Origin of the sequence: Kitasatospora sp. NPDC002227, assembly GCF_040296285.1 — a bacterium.
In the GTDB taxonomy this organism is placed as follows: Bacteria; Actinomycetota; Actinomycetes; order Streptomycetales; family Streptomycetaceae; genus Kitasatospora.
Window position 1 is genome coordinate 55,346 of the sequence record NZ_JBEOWY010000004.1, and the last position, 13,970, is coordinate 69,315.

General features: G+C 74.0%; 14 protein-coding genes. 10 read left to right on the plus strand and 4 right to left on the minus strand.

From position 1 onward, the window contains the following. The first annotated feature begins 343 nt into the window (after window positions 1-343). On the plus strand, window positions 344-2,179 hold the full coding sequence (locus tag ABT095_RS05180; RefSeq protein ID WP_350527906.1) for a DEAD/DEAH box helicase: 1,836 nt from the start codon (window positions 344-346) through the stop codon (window positions 2,177-2,179). A gap of 3 nt (window positions 2,180-2,182) precedes the next feature. On the opposite strand, the gene ABT095_RS05185 is transcribed toward ABT095_RS05180, so the two are convergent. After that, window positions 2,183-2,653, minus strand: a complete 471-nt coding sequence (locus ABT095_RS05185) for an SsgA family sporulation/cell division regulator (protein ID WP_350527907.1) — start codon at window positions 2,651-2,653, stop codon at window positions 2,183-2,185. A gap of 136 nt (window positions 2,654-2,789) precedes the next feature. Here ABT095_RS05185 and ABT095_RS05190 point away from each other — a divergent pair, with 136 nt between their 5' ends. From ABT095_RS05190 to ABT095_RS05205, 4 genes are all read left to right on the plus strand, one after another. Continuing rightward, window positions 2,790-3,518 carry a sensor histidine kinase gene (locus ABT095_RS05190; RefSeq protein ID WP_350527908.1) on the plus strand — a complete coding sequence of 243 codons (729 nt, stop codon included), beginning with the start codon at window positions 2,790-2,792 and terminating at the stop codon, window positions 3,516-3,518. 177 nt (window positions 3,519-3,695) lie between these two features. Further along, window positions 3,696-4,349, plus strand: coding sequence for a response regulator (locus ABT095_RS05195; RefSeq protein WP_350527909.1), 654 nt, complete (start codon window positions 3,696-3,698; stop codon window positions 4,347-4,349). Between the two features lie 327 nt (window positions 4,350-4,676). Next, entirely contained in the window at window positions 4,677-5,327 is a 651-nt protein-coding gene (locus ABT095_RS05200) for an IclR family transcriptional regulator (RefSeq protein WP_350527910.1), read from the plus strand. A gap of 36 nt (window positions 5,328-5,363) precedes the next feature. Beyond that, the gene (locus ABT095_RS05205; protein ID WP_502884819.1) at window positions 5,364-6,170 is read left to right on the plus strand and encodes a hypothetical protein; all 807 of its coding nucleotides are present in this window, start codon (window positions 5,364-5,366) and stop codon (window positions 6,168-6,170) included. 15 nt (window positions 6,171-6,185) lie between these two features. Here ABT095_RS05205 and ABT095_RS05210 read toward each other — a convergent pair whose 3' ends face one another. Continuing rightward, complete coding sequence (locus tag ABT095_RS05210; RefSeq protein ID WP_104816327.1) at window positions 6,186-6,668, minus strand: Lrp/AsnC family transcriptional regulator; 483 nt, start codon at window positions 6,666-6,668, stop codon at window positions 6,186-6,188. A 180-nt stretch (window positions 6,669-6,848) separates the two neighbouring features. On the opposite strand from ABT095_RS05210, the gene ABT095_RS05215 reads away from it, so the two are divergent. Continuing rightward, entirely contained in the window at window positions 6,849-7,391 is a 543-nt protein-coding gene (locus ABT095_RS05215; RefSeq protein ID WP_350527911.1) for a VOC family protein, read from the plus strand. Window positions 7,392-7,395: 4 nt separating this feature from the next. On the opposite strand, the gene ABT095_RS05220 is transcribed toward ABT095_RS05215, so the two are convergent. Next, the gene (locus tag ABT095_RS05220) at window positions 7,396-7,941 is read right to left on the minus strand and encodes a hypothetical protein (protein WP_350527912.1); all 546 of its coding nucleotides are present in this window, start codon (window positions 7,939-7,941) and stop codon (window positions 7,396-7,398) included. 86 nt (window positions 7,942-8,027) lie between these two features. Between ABT095_RS05220 and ABT095_RS05225 the strand changes: the two genes are divergently transcribed. The 4 genes from ABT095_RS05225 to ABT095_RS05240 all read left to right on the plus strand — a co-directional run bounded on the left by ABT095_RS05225 (window position 8,028) and on the right by ABT095_RS05240 (window position 13,403). Continuing rightward, window positions 8,028-8,732: a response regulator transcription factor gene (locus tag ABT095_RS05225; protein ID WP_350527913.1), complete on the plus strand. Its 705-nt coding sequence runs from the start codon at window positions 8,028-8,030 to the stop codon at window positions 8,730-8,732. A 95-nt stretch (window positions 8,733-8,827) separates the two neighbouring features. Continuing rightward, complete coding sequence (locus ABT095_RS05230; RefSeq protein ID WP_350528062.1) at window positions 8,828-10,210, plus strand: sensor histidine kinase; 1,383 nt, start codon at window positions 8,828-8,830, stop codon at window positions 10,208-10,210. 222 nt (window positions 10,211-10,432) lie between these two features. Then, window positions 10,433-11,950: a cellulose binding domain-containing protein gene (locus ABT095_RS05235; RefSeq protein WP_350527914.1), complete on the plus strand. Its 1,518-nt coding sequence runs from the start codon at window positions 10,433-10,435 to the stop codon at window positions 11,948-11,950. 76 nt (window positions 11,951-12,026) lie between these two features. Then, window positions 12,027-13,403: a glycosyltransferase 87 family protein gene (locus tag ABT095_RS05240; protein ID WP_350527915.1), complete on the plus strand. Its 1,377-nt coding sequence runs from the start codon at window positions 12,027-12,029 to the stop codon at window positions 13,401-13,403. A gap of 23 nt (window positions 13,404-13,426) precedes the next feature. Here the strand turns inward: ABT095_RS05240 and ABT095_RS05245 are convergent, their stop codons facing one another. Further along, the gene (locus tag ABT095_RS05245) at window positions 13,427-13,843 is read right to left on the minus strand and encodes an SsgA family sporulation/cell division regulator (protein WP_104816322.1); all 417 of its coding nucleotides are present in this window, start codon (window positions 13,841-13,843) and stop codon (window positions 13,427-13,429) included. Window positions 13,844-13,970: the final 127 nt, after the last annotated feature.

A 13,970-nucleotide genomic window follows, 5' to 3' on the forward strand; every position in this document is an offset into this window, starting at 1 on the left:
GCGGCTGCGCCGGATGAAGCTCTCGCAGCCTTGAGAGTCGCCCGGGGCGCGGCTCTTACCCGCTTTCCGGGGGCCGTCCGGGTGATGCGCGTCACGTCCCGGGCCGGTGTGACGTTCGCGTCCCCGCCGCGTCGAACCGAGGGGCCCGGGGACTGCGCAGGTCAGCGCCGCCGGGCCCGCCGGGGGCGCCCGGGCCGGGCTCGTGTCGGCGTTCGCGGGCGGGGGCGGGCCGGTAGGCTAGGCGGGTTGTCCGACCGTCAACCGCCCGCAAGGTTGGCCGTGATCATGGCCCTGACCTGCGAAGACCCCCTCGGAGACCGTGAGTACTGCCCCCGCTTCCCCGATGGCTCCGCTGTTCTCGGATGCCCAGTCGCACAGCCCCGTGAAGGCTGCCGGCGCACCCTCCTCGCACCACCTCTCCCCGGCCTTCCCGGGCCGTGCCCCCTGGGGTACGGCGGGCAAGCTGCGGGCCTGGCAGCAGGGGGCGCTGGACCGGTACATCGAGAAGCAGCCGCGCGACTTCATGGCCGTCGCGACCCCCGGCGCAGGCAAGACCACCTTCGCGCTCACCCTGGCCTCGTACCTGCTGCACAACCACCTGGTGCAGCAGGTCACGGTCGTCGCCCCGACCGAGCACCTGAAGAAGCAGTGGGCCGAGGCCGCCGCCCGGATAGGCATCCGGCTGGACCCGGCGTACTCCTCGGGGCCGCTGTCCAAGGACTACCAGGGCATCGTGGTGACGTACGCGGGCGTCGGGGTCAACCCGATGCTGCACCGCAACCGCACCGAGGCCCGCAAGACCCTCGTGATCATGGACGAGATCCACCACGCCGGTGACTCCAAGTCCTGGGGCGAGGCCTGCTTCGAGGCCTTCGAGCCGGCCACCCGGCGCCTGGCACTGACCGGTACGCCGTTCCGCTCCGACACCAACCCGATCCCGTTCGTCACCTACGAGCAGGACACCGACGGGCTGCGCAAGTCGGTCGCCGACTACACCTACGGCTACGGGCACGCGCTGGCCGACCACGTCGTGCGCCCGGTCATCTTCCTCAGCTACAGCGGCAACATGCGCTGGCGCACCAAGTCCGGCGACGAGCTGGAGGCGCGCCTGGGCGAGCCGATGACCAAGGACCTGATCGCCCAGGCCTGGCGCACCGCGCTGGCCCCGCAGGGCGAGTGGATCCCGAACGTGCTGCGGGCCGCCGACAAGCGGCTCACCGAAGTCCGCAAGGCCATCCCGGACGCGGGCGGCCTGGTGATCGCCACCGACCAGAACGCGGCCCGCGCCTACGCCAAGATGATCCGCGAGATCACCGGGCACAAGGCGACCCTGGTGCTCTCCGACGAGACCGAGGCCTCGCAGCGGATCTCCGACTTCTCGGCGAGCGACGAGCGCTGGATGGTCGCGGTCCGGATGGTGTCCGAGGGCGTCGACGTGCCGCGCCTGGCGGTCGGGGTGTACGCCACCTCGATCTCCACCCCGCTGTTCTTCGCCCAGGCCGTCGGCCGCTTCGTGCGGGCCCGCAAGCGCGGTGAGACGGCCTCCGTCTTCCTGCCCTCGGTGCCGATGCTGCTCGGCTTCGCCAACGAGATGGAGCTGCAGCGCGACCACGTGCTCGACCGGCCCAAGAAGGAGGGCGAGGAGGGTCTCTTCGACGAGGAGGACCGCCTGCTCGCCGAGGCCGAGAAGGCCAACGACGGGCCGGACGGCGGTGGCGAGGAGCTCTCCTACGAGGCGCTGGGCTCGGACGCGGTCTTCGACCGGGTGCTCTACAACGCCATGGAGTTCGGGATGCAGGCGCACCCCGGCTCCGAGGAGGAGGAGGAGTACCTCGGCATCCCGGGCCTGCTGGAGCCGGACCAGGTGCAGATGCTGCTGCAGAAGCGCCAGACCAAGCAGATCCAGCGCTCCAAGAGCAAGCCCGCCGAGCAGGCCGACCTGCTCGAACTCCCCGCCGAGCAGCGCCCGGTGGTGACCCACCAGGAGCTGCGCGACCTGCGCAAGGAGCTCAACTCGCTGGTGGCCGCCTGGCACCACCGCACCAACCAGCCGCACGGCACCGTGCACAACGAGCTGCGCCGCCAGTGCGGCGGCCCGCTGACCGCGCAGGCCACCGCCAACCAGCTGAAGGCCCGGATCGCCCGGATCCGGGAGTGGGCCAACACCACCTCGGCCTGACGGTCAGTTCTCCTGGGCGGTCTCGCCGAGGAGCCGGGCCAGCTCGGCGTCCAGCTCCGCCGGGTCCAGCTCCGCACCGAGCGGCACCAGCAGCTCGGTGCGCAGCAGTACCTCCCGCAGTGCCCCGGCGTCGGCGCCCAGGGCGGCCGCGCCGGTGGGGGAGCGCAGCTGGAGCTGGACCAGCCCGGGTGCCGCGGGGTGCGGGCGGACCCGGACGTCCCCCTCGCCCGCCGGGGCGGTGAGCCCGGCGAGCAGCAGCTCGCGCGCCACCGTCCAGACCACCGGGGTCTCGTCCGGCAGGTGGAAGGTGAAGCGGAGGACGAAAGGGTCCGCCGGGTGGTAGTCGAGTTCGGTGGGGAGCTGGTGGCAGCGGCCGGCGGCCGTCTCCAGCTCCATGGTGAGAGCGGCCCGCAGGCCCTCCTCGGTGGCGGGGTGGTGGCCTTCGAAGTCTTCCGGCAGTTCGTGGAATCGCATAGTGTCCCCCGTCGTACGGCACCCGAGTCTTCAGGCTCCCCCGCCTGCCCCGGTGTTCACAACCGCCGTGCGACGGGCCCGGGGTTCACCGCAGGGGTGAGAAGAAAACCGATCGTATGGTGGTGGACTCCGCGGCATGTCGAGTGATAGGAGGGCCGGGCGCGCCCGGGGGCTGACGTCTCGTCGGGCCGAGCGGCTGCGCGAGCAGGGCCGGCTGGAGGAGCGGGCCCGGATCGCGCGGGACGTGCACGACACCGTGGCGCAGAGCCTGCTGGCGCTGACCCTGATGATCCGGGCCGCCGAACAGGCCCTGCCGGCCGGGGCGGACACGGCCCGGGCACGGCTGGGCACGGCGTACGAGACGGCGGTGCTCGGGCTCGGCCAGGGGCAGGACCTGATCGGCGGGGTGGCCGCCTCCCAGTTGGAGCACGGCGGGCTGACCGCGGCGCTGGAGCGGTACGCCGATCTGGTGGCCCGTCATCTGACGGTGCTGAAGCAGCTGAGGGAGGCGCACCCGGACGGCCCCTGCGGCGCCGGGCCGGTGCCCGAGCTGGAGCTGCGGGTCTCGGGGCCGGTGCGGCGGCTGCCGCTGCCGGCCGAGAGCGCGGCGCTGCGGGCGGTGCAGGAGTCGGTGGCCAATGCCGTCCGGCACGCCGGGGCGGCCCGGATCACCGTCGAACTGGCCTATCTGGCGGACCGGGTGCGGCTGCTGGTCGGGGACGACGGCGCCGGGGCGGTGGCGGCCGGCGGGCCGGGGCTCGGGCTGTCCGGGATGGCGCAGCGGGTCGGCCGCAGCGGGGGCCGGCTGCGGGTGGACTCGCGGCCGGGCGGGGGCACGGTGGTGGCGGTGGAGTTCTCGGCGTGACCGCGACTTGGCATGAACCGTATGCATCTGCCCTGAAAGTCGGCCAGGAGGGCGAGCACCCCATTTGTCGGATCTGCTGATCACGGCTGGCATACTGAGGCGCCGGGCGGTCGGTATGCCGAGGAGCGGGTTCGCCGGGGGAGTGGACATGGCGGTGCGGTGGCGCGGGGCGGGATCGTGACGGCCGTGGTCGTCCGGGTGCTGGTCGTGGACGATCATCCGGCCGTGCGGCTCGGGGTGCGGATGATGCTGGAGGACCAGCCGGACCTGCGGGTGGTCGGTGAGGCCGCCGGGCAGGAGCAGGCGCTGCGGCTGCTGGTCGAGGCGCCCGCCGACGGGCAGCCGGACGTGGTGCTGCTCGACCTCAACCTGGGTTCCGGGCAGTGCCAGGGCACCGACCTGATCTCGGCACTGCTGGCCCGCGAGCGGCCGCCCGCCGTCCTGGTGTTCAGTGCGTACGGGGCCGAGCAGGACGTGTTCGCGGCGATCGACGCGGGCGCGATGGGATTCCTCGGCAAGGAGAGCGGGGCCGCGGAGCTGGTCTCCGCCGTACGGGCGGTGGCCCGGGGCGAGTCGGTGCTCGGCCCGGCGGCGGTCGGGCGGCTGCTGCGGCGGATGCGGGCCGGCGCCCCGGCGCTCTCGCCGCGGGAGGTGCAGGTGCTCAGGCTGCTCGCGGACGGGATGTCGAACCGGCAGATCTCGGCCCGGCTGTTCATCAGCGAGGCGACCGCCAAGAGCCACCTGACCAACATCTACACCAAGCTCGGTGTGGAGAGCCGGGGCGCGGCGGTGGCGGTGGCGCTGCGGGACGGACTGCTGCGGGTCGGCTGAGAACCGACTGGGGATCCGCTGGGAATGCTTTCAGAGCCCGGTGTCCGCACTCCGGAAAATAATCGAACTGAGCTTCGAATTAGAGGATCGAAAATGCGCTGCTTGTCCCGGTTTACGGGAACGAGTTGATTGCGATCGCGCCCGAATTTTGGACAACTACTTCCGCTGTGCGCATCGCGTTCACTACGTTCTCCCCACGCTCTGTCGGCCGACCACCCCCCGCGCCGCCGGAGTGACGCAGCCACCCCCCCTGCGCGCCTCTCCACGCCCCGGCCCCCGCATGCCTTGCACCGGGCCGTGGCAGCCGTAGAAAGGAAATCGCGCGTCGTGACTGCCGAGACCTCTCAGACGCTGGACCGTGGGGTCCGGGTCCTCAAACTGCTCGCCGACTCCGAGCGCGGGCTCACCGTGACCGAACTGGCCGCCCGCCTCGCCGTCAACCGCACCGTCGTCTACCGCCTGCTCGCCACCCTGGAACAGCACGGGCTGGTCCGCCGCGACATCGGCGGCCGGGCCCGGGTCGGGCTCGGCGTGCTGCGCCTGGCCCACCGCGTCCACCCGCTGCTGCGGGAGGCCGCGCTGCCCGCGCTGCGCAGCCTGGCCGAGGACCTGGGCGCCACCGCGCACCTGACCCTGGTGGACGGCGCCGAGGCGCTGGCCGTCGCGGTGGTCGAGCCCAGCTGGACGGACTTCCACGTCGCCTACCGCACCGGCCTGCGGCACCCGCTGGAGGAGAGCGCGGCCGGGCGGGCGATCCTGGAGGCGCGGGCCTTCCCCGGCCAGCGCCGGCCCGAGCAGGGCTTCGTGATCACCCGGGCCGAGGAGCAGTCGGGCGCCAGCGGCGCCGCCGCCGCCCTGATCGGCCTGAGCGGCATCGAGGGCAGTGTCGGCGTGGTGATGCTCAACGGACTCGTCCCCGAGCGGGTCGGCCCCCGGGTGGTCGAGGCCGCGACCGAGGTCGCCGACGCGCTGCGATGAGCGGCCCCGGCCGGGCGGGTGTGTTTGGATTCCCGTGTGTCTGATCTCAAGCTGCCCGCCGCCCTGACCGCCCCCCGCACCCGTGCGCTCGCACTCTGCGGGGCACTGGCGGCCGCGCTGTTCGCGGTGGCGGCGCTGGCGCCGCTGCCGTACACCCTCACCTGGCCCGGGGACACCGCCGACGTCCTCGGCCAGTACAAGGGGCACCAGGTCCTCACCCTCACGGGGGCGCCCACCCGGGCGACCGAGGGGCAGCTGCGGATGGTGACCATCTCCGCCACCAACCCGGGCGAGAAGACCACTCTGTGGACGGCGCTGAAGGCCTGGGCGGACAAGGGCGAGGCCGTGCTGCCCTCCGACGCGGTCTACCCGCAGACCGACCCGGCCAAGGCCGAGCAGGTGACGGCCCAGCAGATGACACAGTCCCAGGACAGCGCGACCGTCGCCGCGCTGGCGTACCTGCACCTGCCGGCGAGCCAGGTGAAGGTCACGGTCGACCTCGGCGCGATCGGCGGCCCGAGCGCGGGCCAGATGCTGGCGCTCGGCATCATCGACAAGCTGGCCGGGGACGGCTCGGGCGGGGACCTCTCCGGCGGCAAGGTGATCGCCGGCACCGGCACCATCGACAACGACGGCAACGTCGGCGCGGTGGGCGGCGTGCCGCTGAAGACCAAGGCCGCCGCCCAGGACGGCGCCACGGTCTTCCTGGTGCCCCGCGGCGAGTGCGCGGACGCCAAGGTCGACACGCCCGCCGGGCTGCGCCTGGTGCCGGTCACCACGCTGGCCGGTGCGGTGGACGCGCTCAAGGCGCTGAAGAGCGGCGGGGCCGTCCCCAGCTGCTGAGCCGGGGGCCGCCGGTCACTCCCCGGCGGCCTGCTCCACCAGCGGCAGCACCCGGTACGGCACCGGGTTCTCCAGCGCGATCGCGGTCGAGGCGCGGACGATGCCGTCGAAGTCCACCACCCGGTCGATCACCCGCTGCAGGTCGGCGTTGGAGCGGGCCACGATCCGCACCAGCATGTCGCCCTGCCCGGTGATGGTGTGCAGCTCCAGCACCTCGGGCACCGAGGCCAGGTGCGCCCGGACGTCCGCGCCCTGGCCCTGGGAGATCTCCAGGGTGGCGAAGGCCGTCACCGGGTACCCCAGCGCCGCCGGGTCGACCTGCGGGCCGAAGCCCCCGATCACCCCGCGCGCCTGCAGCCGGTCCAGCCGGGCCTGCACGGTGCCCCGGGCGACCTGCAGCCGCCGCGAGCACTCGAGCACCCCGATCCTCGGCTCGGCGCTGAGTAGTCTGATCAACTTTCCGTCCAGCGCGTCGATGGCGTCGTTGGGGGATGGCACGGCGGCTCCGTCCGATGGGCAAACTGCACAGCAGGAACAGCCATTTTCCGGCCCCACGGCGCAGCTTGCCCAGGAGGAATCGGAACAGTTGCGCAACGGTGTGGCGCGGGCCACGCTCCCTCCACCACCCTGCGGCGCCGCCCCCACACCGCGCGGCAGGGCTCACCGGGGAGGTTTCACTTGACCGACGTCTTCGCCGATCCCTTCACCGCACCGCTCACCCCCCACCTGGACGACGGCCCGCTGCGGGCCACCCGTACCGACGCGGTCGTGCTGGCCGTCGCCGACGCCCGCCGCACCGCCCGCCACTACGCCACCGCGCTCGCCCTGCGCTGCACCGCCTGGAGCGGCCCCGCGACCGGCAACCCCGAGCGCCTGGCCTACGTGCTGGCCGCCGGGGACGTCCGCTTCGTGGTCACCTCCGTGCTCCAGCCGCTCACCGAGCACGGCCGCCTGCTCGCCGAACACGTCGCGGCGCACGGCGACGGCATCTTCGACCTCGCCCTCGAGGTGCCCGACGCCTACGCCGCGTACGACTACGCGGTGGACCGGGGCGCCGTGCCGCTCACCGAGCCCTACGAGGTGTCCGACCGGTGGGGCATCGCGGTGCTCGCGGCGGTCGCCACCCCCGCCGGGCGGCACACCCTGGTCGACCGCACCGCCTACCCGGGCCCGTACCTGCCGGGCTACCTGCCGGCGCCGGCCGGGGTGCTGACCACCTGACCGACTACCTGACCACCGTCTGGACGTCCGGCGGATGCCCGTTCCAGGTGACGAAGACCGAGTTGGCCGCGCCGTCCTTGGTGAAGTCGAAGCGCATCCACCTGTCACCCGTCCAGTACTGCAGCTGCCAGCCCGCGTCCGGCGTGGCCGACACCAGCCGGGCGGCATCGGGCCCGATGTCCAGCGCCACCCGGCCCCCCGGGACGAGATAGCTGCGCACCGAGGACGGCCGCGGCGTGACCTGGCCCGCCGACGGGGTCGGCCGGGGGCTGCCCGGGGCGGCGCCGGGCGTCGGGGCGGCGGGCGTCGGGGCGGCGGGCGTGGCCGCGCCGGGCACCGGCCCGCCGGCCGTGGCGCCGCCGCCCGTGGCGCTCTCGGGCAGCGGGACGGCGGGCAGGGAGGAGGCCGGGCGGGCGGTGGGCAGCGGCAGCGGGAGCGGACGGGCCGACAGCGACTCGGACAGCACGGCGTGCACGCCCAGCCAGGACAGCAGCACCGCCGCCCCGGTGGCCGCCGCCCAGGCGCCGAGTTGTACCAGTCCGTTCCGCATCGCGTGCACATCCTGCCGTACGCGGGTGCCCTGGTGGGCACCCGAGGTACAGACCAATCGGACCGGATGCCGTACCGTGCAGCCCCATGGCAACAGTGCTCGTGGTCGAGGACGACCCCTTCGTACGCTCCGCCCTCATCCGGCACCTCGCCGACTCCGGCCACGCCGTGCGCAGCGTCGGCACCGCGCTGGAGGCGCTGCGCGAGGTCGCCCAGGTCGGCTGCGACCTGGTCATCCTCGACCTGGGGCTGCCCGACCTGGACGGCGGCGAGGCGCTCAAGATGATCCGGGGCGTCACCAACGTGCCCGTGATCATCTCCACCGCGCGGGACGACGAGGCCGAGATCGTCCGGCTGCTCAACGACGGCGCCGACGACTACCTCGTCAAGCCCTTCTCCGTCGAGCACCTGACGGCCCGGATGGCGGCCGTGCTGCGCCGCTTCGGCAGCGGGGCCGCCCCCGCCCCCCGGGTGCTCGGCGTCGGCGGGCTCACCGTGGACGTGCAGCGCCGGGAGGCCGTGCTCGACGGCCGGCCGCTCGACCTGACCCGGCGCGAGTTCGACCTGCTGGCCTTCCTGGCCGCCCGGCCCGGGGTCGTGGTGCCGCGGAAGGAGATCCTGGCCGAGGTCTGGCAGCAGACCTACGGCGGGGACCAGACCATCGACGTCCACCTCTCCTGGCTGCGCCGCAAGATGGGCGAGACGGCCTCCCGGCCGCGCTACCTGCACACCGTGCGCGGGGTCGGGGTCCGGCTGGAGGCACCGGCGCCGCTCGGGGAGGGGCCGGCGTGAGGCTGCGCCGGCCGCCGCGGATCTCCCAGGGGCGGGGCCAGCCTCCGCCGTCCGGCCGGGGGTACCCGCCCCCGGCCTCCGGCCGGGGGCAACCCCTGCGCTGGGCGATGGTCAAGGCCGCGGTCGCGGGCACCACGATGGTCGCGCTGGCCTTCCTCATCCCGCTCGGCCTGATGGTGCAGCAGACCGCCCGCGACCGCGCCTTCACCGCCGCCGAGCGCCAGGCCGCCGCCCTCGGCCCGGCCCTGGCCATCACCACCGACCAGGACGCCATCGCCCGCGCCCTGGCCAGCACCGACGCCGGCGCCCGGGACCGGATAGCCGTCCACCTGCCCACCGCCGTGGTGGTCGGCAAGGCCCGGGCGGACCTCGCCTCGGTGGCCGTCGCACGCGGGCAGAACCGGTCCTTCACCGTGCACGCGCCCGGCGGCTTCGCGCTGTTGCAGCCGGTCACCGTGGACGGCGGGCGGGTCGCCGTGATCGAGGTGTACGTCGCCGAGGAGGACCTCACCCGGGGGGTGGGCACCGCCTGGCTGGTGCTCTCGCTGGTGGCGCTGGCCCTGGTCGCGATCTCCGTCCTGGTGGCCGACCGGATGGGCGCCCGGATCGTCGCCTCCGCCCGGCGGCTGGCCGCCGCCGCCCGCTCGCTCGGCTCCGGCAACCTCGCCGTCCGGGTGCCGCTCACCGGCCGCGAGGCGGCCGGCGCCCCCGACGAGCTCCGCGAAGCCGCCGCCGCGTTCAACGCGATGGCCGACCGGGTCGTGCACCTGCTGGCCGCCGAGCGCGAACTGGCCGCCGACCTCTCGCACCGGCTGCGCACCCCGCTGACCGTGCTGCGGCTCAACGCGGCCTCGCTCGGCTCCGGGGACGCCGCGGAGGCCACCCGGCACGCCGTCGCGCAGCTGGAGCGGGAGGTGGACCAGATCATCCGCTCGGCCCGGCGGGCGCCGGACTCCGTGCCGGTCGTCGCCGTCGGCTGCGACGCGGCGGAGGTGATCCGGGAGCGGGTGGGCTTCTGGTCGGCCCTCGCCGAGGACGAAGCCCGCCCGTGGCAGCTGGCGGGGGCGGAGGGGGCGGCACCGGTGCCGGTGCAGCGGGGGGACCTGGCGGCGGCGCTGGACGCGCTGCTCGGGAACGTCTTCCGGCACACGCCGGTGGGGACGGCGTTCTCGGTCGACGTGCACGTCGCCTCCGGCGCGGTGATCGTGCTGGTCGGTGACGCGGGGGCCGGGTTCGCGGATCCGGCGGCGGCGGTGCGGCGCGGCGAGGGCCAGGGCGGCGAGGGCTCCACGGGCCTCGGCCTCGACATCGTCCGCAAACTCGCCGAAGCGACGGGCGGCGACCTGGCGCTCGGCCGCTCGGCTCTTGGCGGCGCCGAACTCCGCCTCCGGCTCGGCACTCAGGGCGAGTTGCACCTCCCAGGGGCGCGGGGAACAGCGCGGGGACGGAAGAAGCGGGCCGCACGCCGGTCACAGTGAGCCAGTTGCAACTGCCTAGGGGCGCGGGGAACTGCGCGAAGCGGTAGGCCGCAGGCCGTGCATGGTTGGCAGCGCAGTTCCTCGCGCCCCTAGGTGGTGCAGCTGATCCTTAAGCGTTCACTAACAGCACCGTTCGTCCGTCTGAGGCAGGGGTTCGAGGCTGTTCGGTGGGGCTAGCGTCGGCGGGTGTTCCGGGGGGATCGCTGCGTTGGAGGGTTCATCATGGGTCGAGCTGGGCTGCACCGTCGGAGTCGTAAGGGGCTGGTGTTCGGGGCTTCCGCCGTGACGGCGGCGGTGGTGGCCGGTGGGGTGGTGGTGCTGGCGTCCTCGGCGAGTGCGGCTTCGGTCGGGGCGGTGTACACCGCCACGAGCAGTTGGCAGACGGGCTACACCGCGCAGTACGTGGTGACCAACACCGACTCGGGCCCGCTCCAGGACTGGACGCTGAGCTTCGACCTCCCGGCCGGCGCGAAGATCGACTCGCTCTGGAACGGCACCTTCACCGCGGCCGGCCAGCACATCACCGTGCACCCGCAGGACTGGAACCGCCGGATCGAGGCCGGCCGCTCCGTCGAGGTCGGCTTCGTCGTCCAGGCCGCCGCCGGCGTCGCCCAGGCCGAGCCCGGCAACTGCCTGATCAACGACTCCGCCTGCAAGCCCGGCACCGGCCCGGCCCCCACGCCGTCCGGCCGCCCGACCACCGCGCAGCCCTCGCCGTCCGCCCCGGTCACCCCGACGGCCACCCCGACGGCCACCCCGACCGTGCAGCCCACCGTCACCCCGACCACCCCGCCCACCACCCCGCCGCCCGCCCCGGCCGGGGGCGGTCGCTTCGCGCCGTACGTGGACACCTCGCTCTACCCCGCGTACGACCTGCTCGGCACCGCCAAGGCGACCGGGGTCAAGAACTTCAACCTTGCTTTCATCGTCTCCGGCGGCGGCTGCACGCCCAAGTGGGGCGGGGTGAGCGACCTGGCGAGCGACGCCGTCGCCGCGCAGATCGGGGCGCTGCGGGCGGCCGGCGGTGACGTCCGGGTCTCCTTCGGCGGGGCCAACGGCAGCGAGCTGGCCACCGTCTGCTCCTCGGCGGCCGACCTCACGGCGGCCTACCAGAAGGCGGTGGACGCGTACGGCCTGACCAAGGTCGACTTCGACGTGGAGGGCGGCGCGCTCGGCGACACCGCCGCCAACGGCCGACGGGCCCAGGCCATCGCCCAGCTGCAGCACACCGCCGCCGCCAAGGGCCACCCGCTGGACGTCTCCTTCACCCTGCCCGCGCTGCCCACCGGGCTGACCCAGGACGGGGTGAACCTGGTCGCCGGGGCGAAGAGCGCCGGGGTGGCCGTCGGGGCCGTCAACATCATGGCGATGGACTTCGGCGACGGCGTCGCCCCCAGCCCGAACGGCCGGATGGGCAAGTACGCGATCGACGCCGCCACCGCGACCCAGGCCCAGGTCAAGAGCGTGCTGGGCCTGAGCGACGCCGAGGCCTGGGCGAAGACCGCCGTCACCCCGATGATCGGCGTCAACGACGTCGCCACCGAGGTGTTCACCGTGGCCGACGCCAAGCAGCTCGCCGACTTCGCCAGGGCCGAGCACCTGGCCTGGCTGGCCATGTGGTCCGGCACCCGCGACAAGGCCTGCGAGGGCGGCGCCAAGCCGTACGCCGACGCCACCTGCAGCAGCATCGCCCAGCAGCCGTACGACTTCACCCGTACGTTCGGCGCCTACACCGGCTGACCGGTCTCGCCGACCCCGGTCGGCCGACTCCGTCGGGTATGGTCGCTAGCTGGCTGACCGGCGGACGGAGTGGATTGTGACAACGGCGCAGACGCGGCGCGAAGCGCCGAGCGGGCGGTCCGCCGAGCCGTCCGGGTGGGCCCACCGCGTGGTGGCGCTCCCCGGGCGGATGGCGACCGCCGTCCGGGAGGCGCCGAGGCGGCCGATGACGATCGCGGCCTCCCTGGCCGTATTCTCGCTGCTCACGTACGCGATCGTGCGGCACCTCATCGGGACCTCGATGGTCGACATGATCGTCTACCGGGCCGAAGGGGCCGCCGTCTCCGACGGCCACGACCTCTACGCCCTGCGGGTCACCGAGTGGAACCTGCCCGCGACCTACCCGCCGTTCGCCGCGATGCTCTTCGTGCCGACCACCTGGCTCGGGGTCGGCGTGCTCCGGGTCGTCGTGACCCTGGGCAACCTGGGGCTGCTCGCGGTGCTCGCGCACCTGTCCTTCAAGCTCACCGGCTGGCCGCGCCGGGAGCTGCGGCCGGTCGGGGTGGTGCTGGTCACCGGGCTCGGCGTCTGGCTGGAGCCGGTCTTCACCACCCTGCGGTACGGCCAGATCAACCTGGCCCTCGCCTGTCTGGTCCTCTGGGACCTCACGCGCGCCGACGGGCACCGGGCCAAGGGCGTGGCCATCGGCATCGCCGCCGGGATCAAGCTCACCCCCGGGCTGTTCGCCGTCTACCTGCTGATCACCGGCCGCGTCCGCGCCGCCTTCGTGGCCGGGGCCACCTTCCTCGCCACCTTCGCCCTCGGGGCCGTCACCCTGCCCGACGCCACCTGGGGCTTCTGGACCAAGTACCTCTACGACTCCTCGCGGGTCGGCCGCACCGAGATCGTCGACAACCAGTCGGTCCGGGGCGCCGTCGCCCGCCTGCTGCACACCGCCGACCCGGGCACCCTGGCCACCGTGCTGGCCGGCCTGGTCGCCGTCGCCGGTCTGGCCGCCGCCGCCTGGGCGCACCGCAGCGGCCCCTGGCTGCCCCGCGCTGACGCGTGGGGCGTCTGCTGCGCCGCCGTCACCGCGGTGCTGATCTCCCCGATCAGCTGGACCCACCACTGGTGGTGCGTGGTGCCGCTGCTCGTCCTGCTGGCCGCCGAGGCCGCGCACGAGCGCTCACGGCCGGCCGCCGTCCGCCGGCTGCGCTGGCGGCCCGTCTTCTGGGCCACCCTGCTCGCCTTCCTCTCGTACGCGATGTGGCTCGTCCCCCACAAGGGCGATCTCGACCAGCACCTGCCCGCCCTGCACCAGCTGCCGGCCTCGGTCTACCCCGTGGTCGGCCTCTGCTTCCTCGCTCTCGCCGCTCTGCGGGTCCGGGCCCGCCGGCTCGCCCAGGGTGCTCCCCTGGTCCGGCTGCCCGGCCCGCGCACCGAGCTGCCGCAGCCCGTACGGTCCGGCCGCTAGCCTCACGCGAGGAGCTCGAAGCCTCACGCGAGGAGCTCGGCCAGCGAGTTGTCCAGGTCGAGGGCGGCCAGCTCGGCGCCCGGCGGGACGAGCCGGTGCGCCCGCTCCAGCCAGGAGGCCACCGCCGGGAGCGGGGCCTCGAGCAGCGCGTCGCCGCCGGGCGAGCTGAGCGCCAGGCAGAGCACGCTGTTACGCCCCGACCGGGTCGGCCAGATCCGCACGTCACCCTGCCCGCACGGGCGGAAAGTGCCCTCCACCAGCAGCTCGCGGGCGAACACCCAGGTCACCGGGGTGCCGCTGTCCAGGTGGAAGGTGATGTGCACGGCGAACGGGTCGTGGATGCCGTACGACAGCCGCGCGGGGACGGGGACGCTGCGCTCGGGGGACAGCACCAGGTTGAGGTCGAGTTCGTGCTCGACGACGCTCGTGGACCGCTCCATGACCGGTACCTCTCTCACTCTCTCCGGGCCCGCCCTGTTGCGGCCCTTCGTGGAGGGAGAGTGCGGGGGTGACAGGGTCTTACACGCTTTTTCGGAACAGATTCGGAGAGCGGGCCGCGAGGGGGTA

Bases quoted from the DNA above. Each gene is read 5' to 3' on its own strand.
- ABT095_RS05190 (WP_350527908.1), top strand. From the start codon at position 2,790: ATGTCGAGTGATAGGAGGGCCGGGCGCGCCCGGGGGCTGACGTCTCGT.
- ABT095_RS05220 (WP_350527912.1), bottom strand. From the start codon at position 7,941: ATGCGGAACGGACTGGTACAACTCGGCGCCTGGGCGGCGGCCACCGGG.
- ABT095_RS05245 (WP_104816322.1), bottom strand. From the start codon at position 13,843: ATGGAGCGGTCCACGAGCGTCGTCGAGCACGAACTCGACCTCAACCTG.
- ABT095_RS05225 (WP_350527913.1), top strand. From the start codon at position 8,028: ATGGCAACAGTGCTCGTGGTCGAGGACGACCCCTTCGTACGCTCCGCC.
- ABT095_RS05235 (WP_350527914.1), top strand. From the start codon at position 10,433: ATGGGTCGAGCTGGGCTGCACCGTCGGAGTCGTAAGGGGCTGGTGTTC.
- ABT095_RS05185 (WP_350527907.1), bottom strand. From the start codon at position 2,653: ATGCGATTCCACGAACTGCCGGAAGACTTCGAAGGCCACCACCCCGCC.
- ABT095_RS05180 (WP_350527906.1), top strand. From the start codon at position 344: ATGGCTCCGCTGTTCTCGGATGCCCAGTCGCACAGCCCCGTGAAGGCT.